Origin of the sequence: Streptomyces sp. NPDC048516 (genome assembly GCF_043199875.1) — a bacterium.
Taxonomy (GTDB): domain Bacteria; phylum Actinomycetota; class Actinomycetes; order Streptomycetales; family Streptomycetaceae; genus Streptomyces.
In genome coordinates this window covers 255,606-269,546 of sequence record NZ_JBICWS010000009.1, presented here as the reverse complement: position 1 = coordinate 269,546, position 13,941 = coordinate 255,606, and the positions used below count along the sequence as shown (strand labels likewise).

Here is a 13,941-nt window from a genome sequence, read left to right as displayed (position 1 = left end):
CCTACGGTCCTACGACCCTCTGGGCCTATGGCCGAGGACGGCCGGCGGAGCCGCGGCCGCTTACCTGTGCGGGACGGAGCGTGAGCGTGCCTTCCGGCGCGGAGACGGCGCAGGGGTGGAAGCCGGAACCGATCCGGTCGAGCACCTGACGCAGCCACCGGGTGTCCTGGGGTGAGGCGTGCCGTAGCCGCATGCGCCGGGCCTGCAGCGGGGTGATCCGCACGTCGTGGAGTCCGCCGCTGTCCGGGTCCACCGAGACGAGGTAGAGCAGCCGCAGGTCGTCCCGGTACTGCTCGTAGCCGGTAATGCCCTCGTAGTCATCGATGAAGTCGCCACACCCGTGGATCACCAGCTTTCCGCGGTACACCTCCAGGGCGCGGGGGTGGTGCGAGGAGTGCCCGTGGACGAGATCCACGCCGCCGTCGATCAGGGTACGGGCGAACGCGGCCTCGTCACGGGGCACGTGGTAGCCCCAGTTGGCGCCCCAGTGGACGGAGACCACCGCGATGTCGCCCGGCCGCTTCCTCTGTCGTACCCGGTCGGTGACCGCGGTCGCGGCGGCGTATGAGGGCCTGGCCACGAAGGCGACCCCGGCACGGTCCCGGGCCGCGGCCCATGGTGGGGGGATGCCGCTGGACGGCATGCCGAAGGAGAAGACCAGGAGCCGGTGACCGCCTTCGAGCGGGACGCTCGCCGGCCGGTCCGCCGCGTCGGCGTCCGCTCCCGCCCCGACCGTCCGCAGCCCCGCCCCCGCCAGAACGTCGAGGGTGTCCGTCAGTCCTTGGTGGCCGAAGTCCAGGACGTGGTTGTTGGCCAATACACAGACGTCAGGACGGGCGGAGGTGAGGCAAGGAAGGTTCGCGGGGCTCATCCGGTAGTGGATTTCCTTGCCGCGGGCGAAGTCGGCGCTCTGCGTGATGCCGGTTTCCAGGTTGAGCACCCGGGCGGCGGGCGCGGCGTCATCGAGCACGCTCAGGGCCTCCCCCCACGGCCAGGAGAAGTCGACCGGACGGTCAATGGCGCCGTTAGCCGCCTCCGCCAGCTCGACATAGGCCCGGGCGTCCCGCACGTAGCCCTCCCGCAGCACCGGGTCCCCTGGGTGCGGAAGGATCTGGTCGACGCCACGGCCGAGCATGACATCGCCGCAGAAAAACAGTGTGAGCAAGTCACTGCCCATTCCTCCAGGTTAGAACCGGTCGGTGACGGCTTCCCCTCGCGGCGGCCCACGCTCCGCACCGCGTCCCCGGGGACGGGTGAACTCGGACCTTACGGCTCGCGCCTGGCCCCTTCCTGACCAGCAAAGATGCCACAGGTGGGGGTGCCCAGGGGTGGCCGGAGGTGGCCGGGGGTGGGTACGGCCAGCTGCCCGCTCCGGCCGGGCATCGAGGCGAAGAGAGGTGGGGCGAGGCGAGGCGAGGCGATCAAGATGCGCCTGAGCGCTCCGCCCGGTGGGAACCGCGCCCAGCGGGGACCGCGCCCAACGCGCCCCGCCCCTTCAAACGCTCCCTTCTGATGCTCTGGCCTGCACCGATGCGCCCACAGGGGCAAGCACTGCCACCTATCCGAGGCCTTGCCCGGCCGCCCTCCCGCCACCCGTCTTCGTGGTGTCCCTGTCCCTGTCCCGCAGGGTGTAACCACCATCGACGACCGCCATATCGGCGGCGGGCGCCATGCACTTGGTGAGCAAGGGCGCTCCCTTGGCCGTTGCCCCGGACAGTCCGGCGCGGGCCTTTCCGTGCGTGGGGACGTAGAAGCTCACGCCCATGCGGGTGTGCGGATCCAGGTGCGTCTGCCACGGGTGGCCGGGGCTGGTACGGACGAGTCGGCCGGTCACGGTGGCGGTGGGGCCGCCGGTGGTGAGGCAGTCGACCTCGAAGTCTCCCCAGTAGTCACGGCCGCCGATGACGTGGGAGATGCGGAAGGTTCCCCAGGAGCGGGTGGGAAAGCCGCCCGCCACATAGACGGAATGGGCGTCGACGATGACCCGCACTTTCTCCTCGGCTACGGGGTAGCTCAGTCGGGCCTTCCCCTTGACGGCGGAAACGAGAGTGGCGGCGGGGGTGCCGGCCGCGGCTTCGGGCGCGGATGCGGCCGGTGGTGCGGGTGGGGGTGCAGTCGGGGGTGCGGCGACTGCGACGGGGGCGGCGACCGCCGAGACGAGGGCGAGGACGGTGGTGGCGCGCAAGATCTGCTTCAGCACGGTGAGGATCCGATCCGGGCTCGGGATGAAGGACCCTTCGATCGTCGCCAACTTCCCTGCGTACGGGCGTCCTTCGAAAGTCGCGCCCACCTCCGCCGCACGGGTGAGGCGCCCTTCCCGGCCCTCTCTTGATGCCCGTTCGACGGCGTTGCGCCGGCGGGCCCCACGGACAGGAGGCCATGGGGGTGCGACATACCGCTACCGGACGTACGGGCCGGAGTTGGGCTGACCGGTCGCGGCAGGCCGGCGCAGGGCGGTGGCCCGGCCGCGCACCAGGAGGTTCTGCGTCCCCAGACCGATCGCCAGGTAGGCGTACAGCGACACAGCCCCGAGCACCCCGGCCCCGGCCGTCTGGTCGATCCACAGACCCAGCCCGAAATGCACACCCGCGGAGGTCAGCCACAGCCCGGTGGTGGCCGCCGTCCCCTTGCGCAGCACCTCGCCCTGGGGACCGCACCAGACTCGTACGGTCCGCGCTCTGGCCGCGCCGAAGCCCGCCGCGACGACCAGGCTCACCACCAGGAGGACGACAGGCAGCGCGGTCAGCGGATGATGCTCGACGACTGAGGCGACGCCGAAGGCGATCCCCGCGATGCCCAGGACGGCGAAGACCACCGGAGTCAGCAGCGAGCCGACCGGCCGTACCCGGCGGGTACGCAGCTGCTGTCCCATCACCAGCCCGACGGCCGGCACGGCTATGGCAAGGGCGGCGGCTCCGCCATTCGTACTCTGCATGTCAACTCCCCGTTGTGGCACTGCGTTCGGGCGGTATCGCCGTCCCCCCATTGTCCCCGGACGTCCACGGGCGAGGAGCGAACCCCCTGGGGCGGGCCGACGGGGAGGGTTCCCCGCTCCGCCGGGGTGCCTACAGCCAGCCGCGCTCGCGTGCCGTGTGGGCGGCTTCGAAGCGGTTGGCGGTGTCCGTCTTCTGGATCGCCGAGGAGAGGTAGTTGCGCACCGTCTTCTCGGAGAGATGCACCCGCGCCGCGATGGCGGGGATCGACGCCCCGTCGATCGCCGTTGCCAGCACCTCCTGTTCGCGGCGGGTGAGCGGGTTGGGCCCGGCCCGCAGCGCCGCGGCGGCCAGTGCGGGGTCCATCACCGTCTCCCCGGCCATCACCTGACGGATCGCCACCGCAAGTTCGTCCACCGGCCTGTTCTTCCCGATGAAACCGCCGGCCCCGGCCGCGAGTGCGCGCTGCAGATGGCCCGGACGGTCGAAGACCGTGAAGATCAGGATCTTCGTTTCGGGCAGTTCGGCGTGCAGGGCCACGGCGGCGTCCAGTCCGCTGCCCCCGGGCATCTCGATGTCGAGCAGGCACAGGTCCGGCCGCAGTCGGCGTGCGGCGGACACGGCGCCTGGTCCGTCATCCGCCTCGCCGACCACCGTGATGTCAGGCTCCAGGCCCAGCAGGGTCGCAATGGCACCGCGCACCATGGCCTGGTCCTCGGCGAGGAGCACCCGGATCATGTCGCCTCCCGGGCGCGGCCGGCCGCCGCGAGGGGGATGGTGGCCTGGAGGAGGAAGCCGCCGGCCGGAGCGGGGCCGGTGCGCAGGCGGCCGTCCAGGGCGGTGACCCGCTCGGCGAGCCCGGCCAGCCCGTTGCCGTCAGGCCCCGGACGAGGGTGCCGGACGGACCGGGCGGGCCCTGTGCCGTCGTCGAGTACCTGAAGGAGGGCGCGTCCGTCCTCGCTGCGGAGCACGACGCGGCAGTTGGCTGCCCGGGAGTGCCGGGCGACGTTGGTGAGGGCCTCGCGGGCCACCCAGCTCAGCGCCGTCTCCACCACCTCGGGCAGCCGGCCGGCGGCGGCCTCCACCGTCACCGAGACACCGGCGTCGGCCAGTGTCGGCCGGGCCTCCTCGATGACCGCGGACAGGCTCAGATTCCGGTAGCCGGTGACGGCCTCCCGCACCTGCTCCAGGCACTGACGGCCCATGTCCTCGATCTGCTGGAGCTCCGCCGCCACGTCCGTCTCGCCCGCCCGGTAGAGCCGCCGTGTCACTTCCGCACGCAGGGTGAGCTGGAGGAGGCTGTGGCCCAGTGTGTCGTGCATGTCCCGGGAGAAGCGCAGCCGCTCCTCGGTCACCGCGGCCCGCGCCAAGGCCCGTCGGGTGCTGCGGAGTTCGGCGTTGAGATCGAGGATACGGCGGTAGGTCGTCATGGCCAGGCCGACAGCGGTGGTCATCACCACCAGCGCGGTGGTGTCCGCCCCGGTCCGGCCCGCCACGAAGACGGCCAGCGCCACCGAGGCCGCGAGCGCGGGGAGGGTCAGCCTGGCGGGCACCGCGACCGCGCCGGTCGCTGACAGATACGGCAGCAGGATCGTCCAGTCCTTGCCGAGCCACAGCGGGAGTACCACGGACAGCGCCGTGAGCGGAACCAGCAAGGCGAACCGGAACCGCTGGTCGAGCCGGGCGGAGTGGTAGGACCAGGCGAGCGCCACCTGGGAGGCCGCGAAGAGGCCCAGGGCACAGGCGGCCGCCAGGACGGTGAGGAGCGGACTGTCCGATGCGGAGAGCGAGGGGACCAGACCGAACAGGGGAATGAGTCCGACCGTGCTGCCGACCACGGCGCCCCGGGAGGAGGTGGGCTCCCCTGGCCGGCCCGCGGCCTTCGCACCCGGGCCGAAGCGCCGGCTCATGAACGTCCCCTTCCCCTCCCACTGCGCCGCGCTCGGACCGCGTCGTCCAGCACCCCTCTCATCCTATTCTCCGGCTGCCAGGGCCGGGCTGCCGCCGACGGTGGGCAGCGGGCGGCGGAGCGGTGCCCGTGCTCCGGCCTCTCGTCGTGACCGGACTGCCCACAGTGGCGGCGGAACAGCACTCACGCTCCGGCCTCTCGCTCCGTCCCTGCCGTGACTCAACGGGTCACCTCCCGACGCAAGGCGAAGCCGGCCAACAGCGCGAAGCCCGCCGTCCAGCCCCCCAGCACGGCAAGGTCCGACAGGGGGGATGCCCCGCCCTCCAGAAGAGCCTGGCTGAGATGGACCCAGTGGTTGGTGGGCAGCGCCGTGGACACGTGTCGGAGGGAGTCGGGGAACAGCCGCGCCGGTACCCACAGCCCGCCCAGCGCGGACATGCCGATGACGCAGCCCATGACGGCGGGACCGCTGGTGGTGGGCGAGACGAGGAAGCCCAGGGCCATGCCCAGCAGGGCGAACGGCAGGCTGCCCAGCCAGGTGATCGCACCGATCTCCAGCCACTGGGTAGCGCTCAGTTGGATGCCGTGTAGCGGCCCGCCGATCAGGAAGACGGCGAGCAGTGAGAGCAGAGAGAGCAGCAGGCCGCTGACCCCCTTGCCGATGACTGACTGCGCCGCGCTCAGCGGCGTGGTACGCAACTGCGCGACCCAGCCGATGTTCCGGTCGAGTGCGACGTTGACGCCGTTGGTGATGGTCACCATCAGCACTCCGTGGCAGGCCATCCCGGCCATGACCACGGCGTCCGGGGCGTACCCGGCCCCCGGAGCGCCCCGGCGCCCCCCGCCGATCGTGGAGAACATCAGGTACAGCAGCGCAGGCATGGCCACGGTGAGGACCACGAACTTCGGATCGCGGCGCAACCGCCGGAGCTCGAAGAGGAGGTAATGGCGCGTCAGCATCAGCGCTTCACCTCCGTTACGGCCTGGTGAGCGGTCCCGGTGGTGAGCGCGCGGAAGGCCTCTTCGAGGCTGCTCCCGGACAGTTCGAGTTCCCGGGCCGCGAAGTCGCCGGACAGCACGGCGTGGATGGTGGCGTCGGAGTCGGTGGTGTGCAGCCGGACCCTGTCGTGCTGCCGCTCCACGCCGCGGACACCGGGCAGTGACTCCAGTCCGGCCGGCGGCGGACCGTCCGTGCGGAAGCTGACGGTGCGTCTGCCCACCGTCCGCTTGATCTCCTCGCCGGTGCCTTCGGTCAGGATCCTGCCTCGGTTCATCACGACGATCCGGTCGGCCGCGGCGTCGGCCTCCTCCAGGTAGTGGGTGGAGAACAGCACGCTACGGCCGCGCTCGGCACAGCTGCTGATGCCTTCCCAGAACCGGGCCCGGGACTCGACGTCCATGGCGGCCGTCGGCTCGTCGAGCACGAGCAGGTCTGGCGCGCCCGCGGCCGCGAAGGCGAAGCGCACCCGCTGCAGCTGACCACCCGACAGCCTGTCCACGCGGCGGCTCAGCAGGCACCCGATGTCGGCCACTTCGGTCAGCTCGCTCAGTAACGCGGGCTGCGGATAGAGCCGTCGTGCCAGCTCCAGAACCTCGCGGACCTTGGCACTGGCGGGGAAGGCCCCGGCCTGCCGCATCGCCCCGACCCGCCCGGCCCGTACGGCCGCATCGGGCGTCCCGCCGAACACCTCGACCCGCCCGCGGTCCGGACGCTGCAGGCCCAGAAGCATGTCGATCAATGTGGACTTCCCCGACCCGTTGGGGCCGAGCAGCGCGGTGATACTGCCCCGGCCGATCGACAGCTCCAGCCTGTCGACCGCCTTCACTTCAAGGAAACTCTTCGATACGCCGGAGAACTCCGCCGCGTGATCTGTGATCGTCTGTGGCATACCTGCACGCTAGGTTTCCGGCACTCTCCGGCGGCAGAGGCACCGGCCCCGCCTTTTCCGGGACATTTGTCCCGGTGAAGCCAGAGGGCCGGAACGGGTGGGCCGTCACCGTGCCCGGCCTTGTTGAGCGAGGCAACTCCGGCCTGTGGTAGCCCTGTTGACCGTGAGGGCATAACTCAGTTAACTACTTAGTTATGGATTTCACTATTGTGGCCCACGCCGTAGAGGTGGATCACGGCATCAAGCGCCTCTCGATGCGATTCATCAAGCGCTACGCGGCGCCGGACCGGGTACGACTCAGCGCCGAACTCTGCGAACAGATCACTCAGGCCCTGGATGCGCTCGGGCTGATGACCCTGCCGCGACGGCTCCCGACGTCCGAGACCGAGGACATCTTCGTTATCCAGAAGAGCAGCCCGCTCGGCGAAGCCGTGGCCATCGCATCCTCGATTGCGATGATGGAAAAGATGGGAACCCCTGTACTGCCCAGCCTCTTTGAACGATTCCCTGAAGCAAGGCGTCATTTAACATAAGGGGTCTGACAGTTTTCGATCGAAGCCCGCCAAAACCTTTCCCTCTAGGCATACTTGTCGCATCGATGAGCCAAGAAGCTCTACTGTCAAAGGGTGCAACGCAGTTCACTGGCGATGCACTGGTCCCGACGTTTCACCAGGGGCTCCTCTCCACCTAAGAGCCTCTGGCGCAACGGAGTTCCATCCATGGCCCACGATGAACAGTGCCTCACGTCCCGCCCCGTCCGGATCCTCACCCCGCCCCTCCAGGAGAACGCCTCCACCGGCTTACCCCCGCCGACCCGCCTGGCCTTGCCGGACAGCATCTACTTTCTGGATGATTCGGGAAACTCCGATATTTCATTGTTCGGATTTATTCGAGTCCCGTGGGTCGGAGGATGGCGGGCGGCTGACGCCGCGTGGGCCACCTTCTTGGAAAGGCTGCAGGTCAGCCCGCATTTCAGCTACACGCCCGGCTATCCACTTCATGCCGTTGACCTGGCCGCCGGGCGGGGACGGCTGCTACATCCAAAGGACGGAACCGCCCCCACCGCGCTGCAGAAGAGCGAGGCCGCGAGCGTCGTGCTCCAGGGTCTGCAGGTGCTGAGCCAGGTACCCAGGCTCGCTGTCGGGTCTGTTTACCGTCGTGGCGCGAACCGCGAGGATCTGTACGCGGACCTGGTGGAGATGGTCAACAACCGGCATGCGGAAGCCGGCAGTTCGTGCCAGTTCATCGTGGACGGCAACGGCACGGAGCGGGCGCTGCGGGCCGCTCATCGTCGGCTGCCCACCGACCGACGGCATGTCCTTGGGGACCCCTTGCTCGTCCCGGCCGGCCGGCTCCCGCTGCTGCAGGCGGCCGATTTCGTCGCGCACGCTGCCTACCAGTCCCTGGTCCGGCATCCCCGTCGGGCATTCATGTGGGACTGGTACCCACGCTTCTTTCCCGCGGCCGGTGCGCTGATGAATCTCGGACGGCCTCTCTGAAGAGATCCGGGCCCCTGCGGTGAAGCCGGGGCCCGGGTCGGACCTGGTGCTCCGGAAATCCGGGCCAGGACCGCAACCCAATTCTTCCACACAATCCACAGCTCATGCCCGGAGGACGCATGTCCCGTCCCGTTTCCCACTCCGTGACGCTCGCCTGGAAGGGCGAGAATGTCGCGGTCTCCCATGTTGAACGCGCTCTGCCCTCACAGCCCGATGAGTCCGCCCGGGCCAAGGCCGCTATCGCCGGTGTTGCCAACCCTCTCGCCTCGCTTCCTGCCGGTGCCTGGCAGGCCGTGGCGCGGGCGTCGACCAGCCCCGAAGGCGTAGCGGTCATGCTGCAGCCCACCGCGCAGGAGCCCGGCGGCCTCTTGCTGGAGGAGAACGTCGAAGGCGCCACTCTCCGGACGTTCAACACCCGTGTCTGGCTGAGCGAACTGCTGCCCGGCATCCAGCCCCGCACGGGGATGGAGGTGATGGACATCCCCGACCCGCAGGTGGTGGGCACCACCGAAGGCGGCGAGCCGTGCGCCGTGGTGCGCTACCGGTACAAAGACCTCCGGCATCTGAAGGATCACGTCCGGCAGACCGTGCACAGCACCCTGGCTCTCAACAGCTACGCGGTCTCCATCCTGGGCCGGAAGGTGACCCGGCCCCTGATCACACACCCGGTGGAGTTCACCTTCGAGGACGGCACGGAGCCCTTCCACGCCCTTGCCGTGCGGGACGGCATCACGCGTTTGGCCAGCGCTTGGAGCGTACTCGCCGGTCCGGACGCCGAGGCCAGGGACGCCGCCGATCTCATGGTGGAGTCGCTGTTCGGGAAGGCCTCGGGCGCTCCCGCTGCCGACGGCCGTCCGCTCGCCGAACGGCTGGCGACGACCCGGGAGAACTGGCGGAGGACCCTCGCCGACGAGTTCCACATCGCCATGGCCGGGGCGGAGCCGGGCGACCGCGGAGTCCACATCGCGCAGACCTATGCGGTCCCCGCCCAGGTAGCGGTCGGTGCCGAGGGACACCCGGGCCACTTGCTGGCGCCTGAAGACGTCTTCGACGACGCCATGCGCTCGATCCTGGCCAGCGTGCACGTCGAGTTCAAGGCGTGGGACTCCGCAGCCCAGAACGTGGAGGTGGCCACCCGGGCCCTCAAGCGCATCATCCAGCTCGGTGACGTGCCGGTGACCAAGGAAAGCCTCCAGGTCGTCTACGGCTTGGCCGTGGGCCGGACCGTACCGGAGGATCTGCCCCGGGAGTACGGCGACGACCGCCTCCCGGGCACCGCGCTGTGGCGCGGCATCCAGCTGATCCACGCCCTGACCAGGCCTGAGCTGTACGAACGGCTCAAGGAGCAGGCCAAGACCATCAAGGGCGGCTCACGGATGAGCGCCAAGGGCTTCGCCGAGCTTCTGGGCCCGATCATCGATCTGCCGTGGCGCAGCGCCAAGAAGGCCGTTTCCAAACAGGCCCGCAACGCATGGAGCAACGGCGGTGTCCTCACCCGAGAAGTGCTCAAGGAGTGGGAACCGGTTTTCACTGACGACTTCACCAGCCTGGTCGAACCGGCCTTGGCGGGTGACGCCGGTGCCCGCTGCACGCTGGCGGTGGCCGGGGGCATCGCGCTGATCGCCGACAAACTCCTCACCCGGAACGTCGGCTCGTCCCTGATGGCACCCAAGGAGAAGGGCGGCGTACCCTTCCGGTCCGATGTCCACCTGGTCATCGAAGATCTCTCCGCCCAGGACAACGAGCTGGGCCTGTGGACCCTGGCACTCACCGCCAACCGGTTCCGGGCCGGCGCGCTGCCGGAAAACGTGCAGTCCGTGCGGCAGTTCGTCCGCCGGGACCGGAAGGACGACGACGGTCCGGCCTACGTCCACACCAAGGTGGACCTGGGACAGCCGGACAAGGTCGCCCGGGATGAGAACGGCGTCCCTGTGCCGTTGTACGAATGGGACGTTGTGTGGGCCGCCGACGAGAAGCGCGCGGGCTTGGCCTACGAGGAGCACCTGGCCCGCCAGTCGCCCGCCCCGGCCCCGGCCCCCGTCCCGGCTGCCGAGGAGGGCTTGGGGGGCCATGCGGGCGGGGAGTTCCCGGACGGCGAAGGCACCTTGCCGGTACCGAAGCCGTGGGGCTCCTCTTCCAGCGACCCCGGCGACAGCGCCCCGAGCGGCCGGCGGGCCGCCGAGTACCGGCGCACCCTGCGGGGCAGCCTGTCGAATGCCAGGATCGCCCTGGACGGTCTGACGGCGATTGACGGCACGGCCGGTAGCTGGCCACCAGTCATCGCGCTCGCCGAGTTCGGTGAACTGCGTCAGTCGCTGCTCGAGCTACAGACCGACCTGGAGAATCTACGGCGCAACGTCCACGGGGAGGCTGCGTCCGCTGACGGGGACGCAGAGGACGACGACGAGGGCTGACGGGGGCTGACGGGGGCTGACGGGGGGCAAGCCCGTCCATTCAGGACAAGGTGCGGCGGATGACCAGGCTCAGGACGCTGACCTGGGCCTCAACTACCGGGCACAGGCCTCACGGCACGGGAGGGATCCGGTCTGCCGGTCGTGCGCAGCGGAGGAGACGGTCTCAGCGGAGCGGACGGTCTCTGCGGAGGGAACGGTCTCCGTGGAGAGGGCACTCGCCGGCGCGGGGGCAACCGCCATCGTGGGGTCGAGAGCCGCGGCCGGGGAGCCCGTACCGCGGCCGGCAGACGGGGCTGCCGTGGTGCGGGCGCCCGCGGCCAGGATGCTGACGGTGTTGGCCGCCACGATGGCCCCGATGGCCAGCCAGTCGATTCCTTGCAGGGTCTGGCCCAGGACGACGAGGCCGACCAGTGCCGCAAGGACGGGGTTGACGCTCATGAAGACCCCGAAGAAGCCGGCGGGGACCCGGCGCAGCGCGAGCAGGTCGGCGAGGAACGGGACGGCCGAGGAGAGGACGCCCGCGACGGCCGCGTACCCCACGGCGCTCGCGCTGGGGTGGTGGGCGGCGAGCACGGCGATTCCGACGGGTAGGTACAGCAGGGCGGAGACAGCCGCGGCCGCGGCCGAGCCTTCGACGCCCGGCAGCCGGGCGCCGACGACCCGGTTGAGCAGGATGTAGGACGCCCAGCACACGGCAGCGAGCAGGCCCAGCGCGATGCCCGCGTAGTCGGTGGCCGGCTGAGGGCGGGCCAGCAGGACGACCGCGGCCCCGGCGACGAGGGCGCACAGCAGGTCCGCCAGGCGGCGGGAAGTGGCCAGTGCCACGGCCAGCGGCCCGAGGAATTCCAGGGTCACCGCGAGGCCCAGACCGATGCGGTCGATCGCCGTGTAGAGGGACAGGTTCATCGTGGCGAACACCGCCGCCAGGCACAGCACCGGCCACCACTGCCGCCAGGTGAACGCGCGCAGCCGCGGCCGCCCCACCGCCAGCAGGACGAGTCCGGCCACCCACTGCCGTACGGCGACCACGCCCGCCGGTCCGATCGCCGCGAACGCCAGCGCTCCGGTCGCGGCACCGAGCTGGTTGGACAGCCCGCTGCCGAACATCATCGCCACCCCTGCCGCACGGCCCGGGTGCGCCGTCAGTCCCCCATGAGCGGCCTCGGGGTGCCCCTGGCCTTGAGTGCTCTTTCCCATGCACCGAGCATCCGGCCGGACACATCCATACGTAAAATGCATGCACGTACTCATCAATGCGCTGTGGTTATGGATCTGGACAATGGAACTGCGACATCTGCGCTGTCTGGTGGCGATCATCGACGCCGGTGGCTTCACCGATGCCGCCATCGATCTCGGCATCTCCCAGGCGGCGGTGTCCCGCACCCTCAGTTCTCTCGAAGACGCCCTGGGGGTACGGCTGTTGCACCGCACCAGCAAGACCGTCATCCCCACCACCGCCGGTGTCCAGGTGCTGGCGCGCGCCCGCAAGGTGCTCGCCGAGGCCGACAACCTCATCCGCGAAGCCACCACCGGCCACACCCGGCTGCGCATCGGCCATGCATGGTCGGCCATGGGCCGGCACACCGCCGAGTACCAGCGTCGTTGGGCCGCCCGCTACCCCGATGTCGAGCTGCATCTGGTCCGCACCAATTCCCCCACCGGCGGCCTTGCGGAAGGCCTGTGCGACCTGGCCGTGGTCCGTACCGCCTTCGATGACGCGCGCTTCGCCAGCGCCGTCGTCGGCCGGGAACGCCGCTACTGCGCCATGGCCGATGACGACCCCTGGGTCGCCCGACGCTCCATCGCCCTGGCCGACATCCGCGAACGCACGCTCCTCATCGACCGGCGCACCGGCACCACCACGGCCGACCTGTGGCCCGCGTCAGCGCGTCCCGTCGTGGAGTACACCCAGGACATCGATGACTGGCTCGCGCTGATCGCCGCCGGCCGCAGCGTCGGCATCACCCCCGAGAGCACCGTCAACCAGTACCGGCGCGACGGCATCGTCTTCCGGCGGCTGCGCGATGCCACGACCGTCGCGGTCCACCTCATCTGGCGCCGCCAAGACCCGCATCCGGCGACCCACGCTGCCGTCGCGCTGCTGACCGACCTCTACCAGCAGGGCAAGTGAAGGGCGGTGAGCTGCCCCGGCAGCGCCGTGGCGCGCCGTCCCGCCGGCGCCACGCGCTGCGCAACCGTCTCTCTCCCCCCTGGGCCCTCCCCCACCTCCTCTGAACCAGACAGGTAGCCATGACGGACCCCACTGCCGGCCGGCAGGAACAGGTCGCGGCCCTCGGGCCGTTCTTCGCCTTCGAGACGCATCCCGCGGCGTCGGAACTCACTCACCCCTGGCGCACGTTGAGCGAGGTGACACGGGAGGAGAGCGGTGTCCTGCGGGAGCGTGTCAACGCGGTGCGTGCCTCGCTGGCCGCCCGCAGCGGCAGACCGGCCGAGGCCGTCGAACTGCGGGTGGCCGCGTCCGTGGCACATCTGGGTCTGGTAGCGCGGGTCATCTCGCCGATGCTCGGCCTGGCCGCTCTGCACGGCCTGCGCCTGCCGTCACGACCGCCCACCCTGGACGATCTGAGGTGGCACTCCGGCCTCGGCGGCGCGTTCGCACTGTCGCTGCCACGAGAGACGGCGATGTCCGTCGCCACCGGTAACTCCGGCGCCCCCTCCGCGTCCGGCTCCGCGTCCGGCTCCGATAACGGGGCCCGTCCCCGTTCGCGTTCCCGTACCGCCGCCGACGTCCACACCCATACATACGCCGACGCCGACGCCAACGCCGACGCCGTAGAGAAATTGCTCGACGGGCCGATCCGCGAACTGGTCGACGCCGTAGCGTCCTTCTCCGTCTCCCCGCGCATCCTGTGGGGCAATGTGGCATCGGCCGTGAACGGCGCGGCCGCGGGCATGGTGTCCGCGGCACCGGCCCTGGCGCGCCCCGCACGCACGACGGCCCAACTGTTCCTGAGCCGGCCACAGCTCCGGGACACCCACACCCTGGACACAGGCAACGGGCGCTTCCGGCGGCGGAGCTGCTGCTTGATCTACCGGGCCGCTCCGGACACCTCGGGAGCCCTCTGCGGCGATTGCGTCCTTGCGCGACCTCAGGTACGCCGTTCCGATCCGCGCCCTTAGATACGCCGTTCCGCTCGGATCACCGCTCAAGATTCTGCGGATGAGCGATACGGGTAACCGGTCCCGGGCCCGTGTATTCCTGGATCATGCAGCGGTCGGAGGGCGTGCGGAGGCGCGGGAGGGCGCGGTTCGCATCGTTCCGGGATTTGTGGCTTC

At 70.3% G+C, this 13,941-nt stretch carries 12 protein-coding genes and 1 pseudogene; 5 read left to right on the top strand and 8 right to left on the bottom strand.

Translation table 11 applies throughout. From position 1 onward, the window contains the following. Positions 1-25: 25 nt before the first annotated feature. The 7 genes from ACGFR7_RS20250 to ACGFR7_RS20220 form a co-directional block, all read right to left on the bottom strand. On the bottom strand, positions 26-1,177 hold the full coding sequence (locus ACGFR7_RS20250; RefSeq protein WP_393320824.1) for a CapA family protein: 1,152 nt from the start codon (positions 1,175-1,177) through the stop codon (positions 26-28). A gap of 381 nt (positions 1,178-1,558) precedes the next feature. Beyond that, positions 1,559-2,251 carry a hypothetical protein gene (locus ACGFR7_RS20245; RefSeq protein WP_393320821.1) on the bottom strand — a complete coding sequence of 231 codons (693 nt, stop codon included), beginning with the start codon at positions 2,249-2,251 and terminating at the stop codon, positions 1,559-1,561. A 147-nt stretch (positions 2,252-2,398) separates the two neighbouring features. Beyond that, complete coding sequence (locus tag ACGFR7_RS20240) at positions 2,399-2,935, bottom strand: hypothetical protein (RefSeq protein ID WP_393320818.1); 537 nt, start codon at positions 2,933-2,935, stop codon at positions 2,399-2,401. Between the two features lie 130 nt (positions 2,936-3,065). Next, positions 3,066-3,671 (bottom strand): response regulator transcription factor, encoded by a 606-nt coding sequence (locus ACGFR7_RS20235; protein ID WP_393320815.1) that lies wholly within the window; start codon positions 3,669-3,671, stop codon positions 3,066-3,068. Further along, on the bottom strand, positions 3,668-4,843 hold the full coding sequence (locus ACGFR7_RS20230) for a sensor histidine kinase (RefSeq protein WP_393320812.1): 1,176 nt from the start codon (positions 4,841-4,843) through the stop codon (positions 3,668-3,670). Before ACGFR7_RS20230 ends, ACGFR7_RS20235 begins: the two co-directional genes overlap by 4 nt. 218 nt (positions 4,844-5,061) lie before the next feature. Next, complete coding sequence (locus ACGFR7_RS20225; RefSeq protein WP_393320810.1) at positions 5,062-5,802, bottom strand: ABC transporter permease; 741 nt, start codon at positions 5,800-5,802, stop codon at positions 5,062-5,064. After that, positions 5,802-6,731, bottom strand: coding sequence for an ABC transporter ATP-binding protein (locus ACGFR7_RS20220; protein ID WP_393320808.1), 930 nt, complete (start codon positions 6,729-6,731; stop codon positions 5,802-5,804). Before ACGFR7_RS20220 ends, ACGFR7_RS20225 begins: the two co-directional genes overlap by 1 nt. 194 nt (positions 6,732-6,925) lie before the next feature. Here ACGFR7_RS20220 and ACGFR7_RS20215 point away from each other — a divergent pair, with 194 nt between their 5' ends. The 3 genes from ACGFR7_RS20215 to ACGFR7_RS20205 all read left to right on the top strand — a co-directional run bounded on the left by ACGFR7_RS20215 (position 6,926) and on the right by ACGFR7_RS20205 (position 10,644). Continuing rightward, positions 6,926-7,264, top strand: coding sequence for a hypothetical protein (locus ACGFR7_RS20215; RefSeq protein WP_393320805.1), 339 nt, complete (start codon positions 6,926-6,928; stop codon positions 7,262-7,264). Between the two features lie 186 nt (positions 7,265-7,450). Beyond that, positions 7,451-8,230: a hypothetical protein gene (locus ACGFR7_RS20210; RefSeq protein WP_393320802.1), complete on the top strand. Its 780-nt coding sequence runs from the start codon at positions 7,451-7,453 to the stop codon at positions 8,228-8,230. A gap of 119 nt (positions 8,231-8,349) precedes the next feature. Then, positions 8,350-10,644, top strand: a complete 2,295-nt coding sequence (locus ACGFR7_RS20205; RefSeq protein ID WP_393320799.1) for a hypothetical protein — start codon at positions 8,350-8,352, stop codon at positions 10,642-10,644. A 318-nt stretch (positions 10,645-10,962) separates the two neighbouring features. On the opposite strand, the pseudogene ACGFR7_RS20200 reads toward ACGFR7_RS20205, so the two are convergent. Next, positions 10,963-11,754 (bottom strand): annotated as a pseudogene (locus ACGFR7_RS20200) (DMT family transporter); the annotation flags it as partial. A 169-nt stretch (positions 11,755-11,923) separates the two neighbouring features. Here ACGFR7_RS20200 and ACGFR7_RS20195 point away from each other — a divergent pair. Then, positions 11,924-12,775: a LysR family transcriptional regulator gene (locus tag ACGFR7_RS20195; protein WP_393321023.1), complete on the top strand. Its 852-nt coding sequence runs from the start codon at positions 11,924-11,926 to the stop codon at positions 12,773-12,775. A 119-nt stretch (positions 12,776-12,894) separates the two neighbouring features. Continuing rightward, complete coding sequence (locus ACGFR7_RS20190; RefSeq protein ID WP_393320796.1) at positions 12,895-13,785, top strand: hypothetical protein; 891 nt, start codon at positions 12,895-12,897, stop codon at positions 13,783-13,785. Positions 13,786-13,941: the final 156 nt, after the last annotated feature.

Excerpts from the sequence above, each read along its gene's own strand:
- ACGFR7_RS20210 (WP_393320802.1), top strand. The coding sequence starts at position 7,451 with ATGGCCCACGATGAACAGTGCCTCACGTCCCGCCCCGTCCGGATCCTC.
- ACGFR7_RS20205 (WP_393320799.1), top strand. The coding sequence starts at position 8,350 with ATGTCCCGTCCCGTTTCCCACTCCGTGACGCTCGCCTGGAAGGGCGAG.
- ACGFR7_RS20225 (WP_393320810.1), bottom strand. The coding sequence starts at position 5,802 with ATGCTGACGCGCCATTACCTCCTCTTCGAGCTCCGGCGGTTGCGCCGC.
- ACGFR7_RS20190 (WP_393320796.1), top strand. The coding sequence starts at position 12,895 with ATGACGGACCCCACTGCCGGCCGGCAGGAACAGGTCGCGGCCCTCGGG.
- ACGFR7_RS20230 (WP_393320812.1), bottom strand. The coding sequence starts at position 4,843 with ATGAGCCGGCGCTTCGGCCCGGGTGCGAAGGCCGCGGGCCGGCCAGGG.
- ACGFR7_RS20220 (WP_393320808.1), bottom strand. The coding sequence starts at position 6,731 with ATGCCACAGACGATCACAGATCACGCGGCGGAGTTCTCCGGCGTATCG.
- ACGFR7_RS20235 (WP_393320815.1), bottom strand. The coding sequence starts at position 3,671 with ATGATCCGGGTGCTCCTCGCCGAGGACCAGGCCATGGTGCGCGGTGCC.
- ACGFR7_RS20195 (WP_393321023.1), top strand. The coding sequence starts at position 11,924 with ATGGAACTGCGACATCTGCGCTGTCTGGTGGCGATCATCGACGCCGGT.
- ACGFR7_RS20215 (WP_393320805.1), top strand. The coding sequence starts at position 6,926 with ATGGATTTCACTATTGTGGCCCACGCCGTAGAGGTGGATCACGGCATC.
- ACGFR7_RS20240 (WP_393320818.1), bottom strand. The coding sequence starts at position 2,935 with ATGCAGAGTACGAATGGCGGAGCCGCCGCCCTTGCCATAGCCGTGCCG.
- ACGFR7_RS20250 (WP_393320824.1), bottom strand. The coding sequence starts at position 1,177 with ATGGGCAGTGACTTGCTCACACTGTTTTTCTGCGGCGATGTCATGCTC.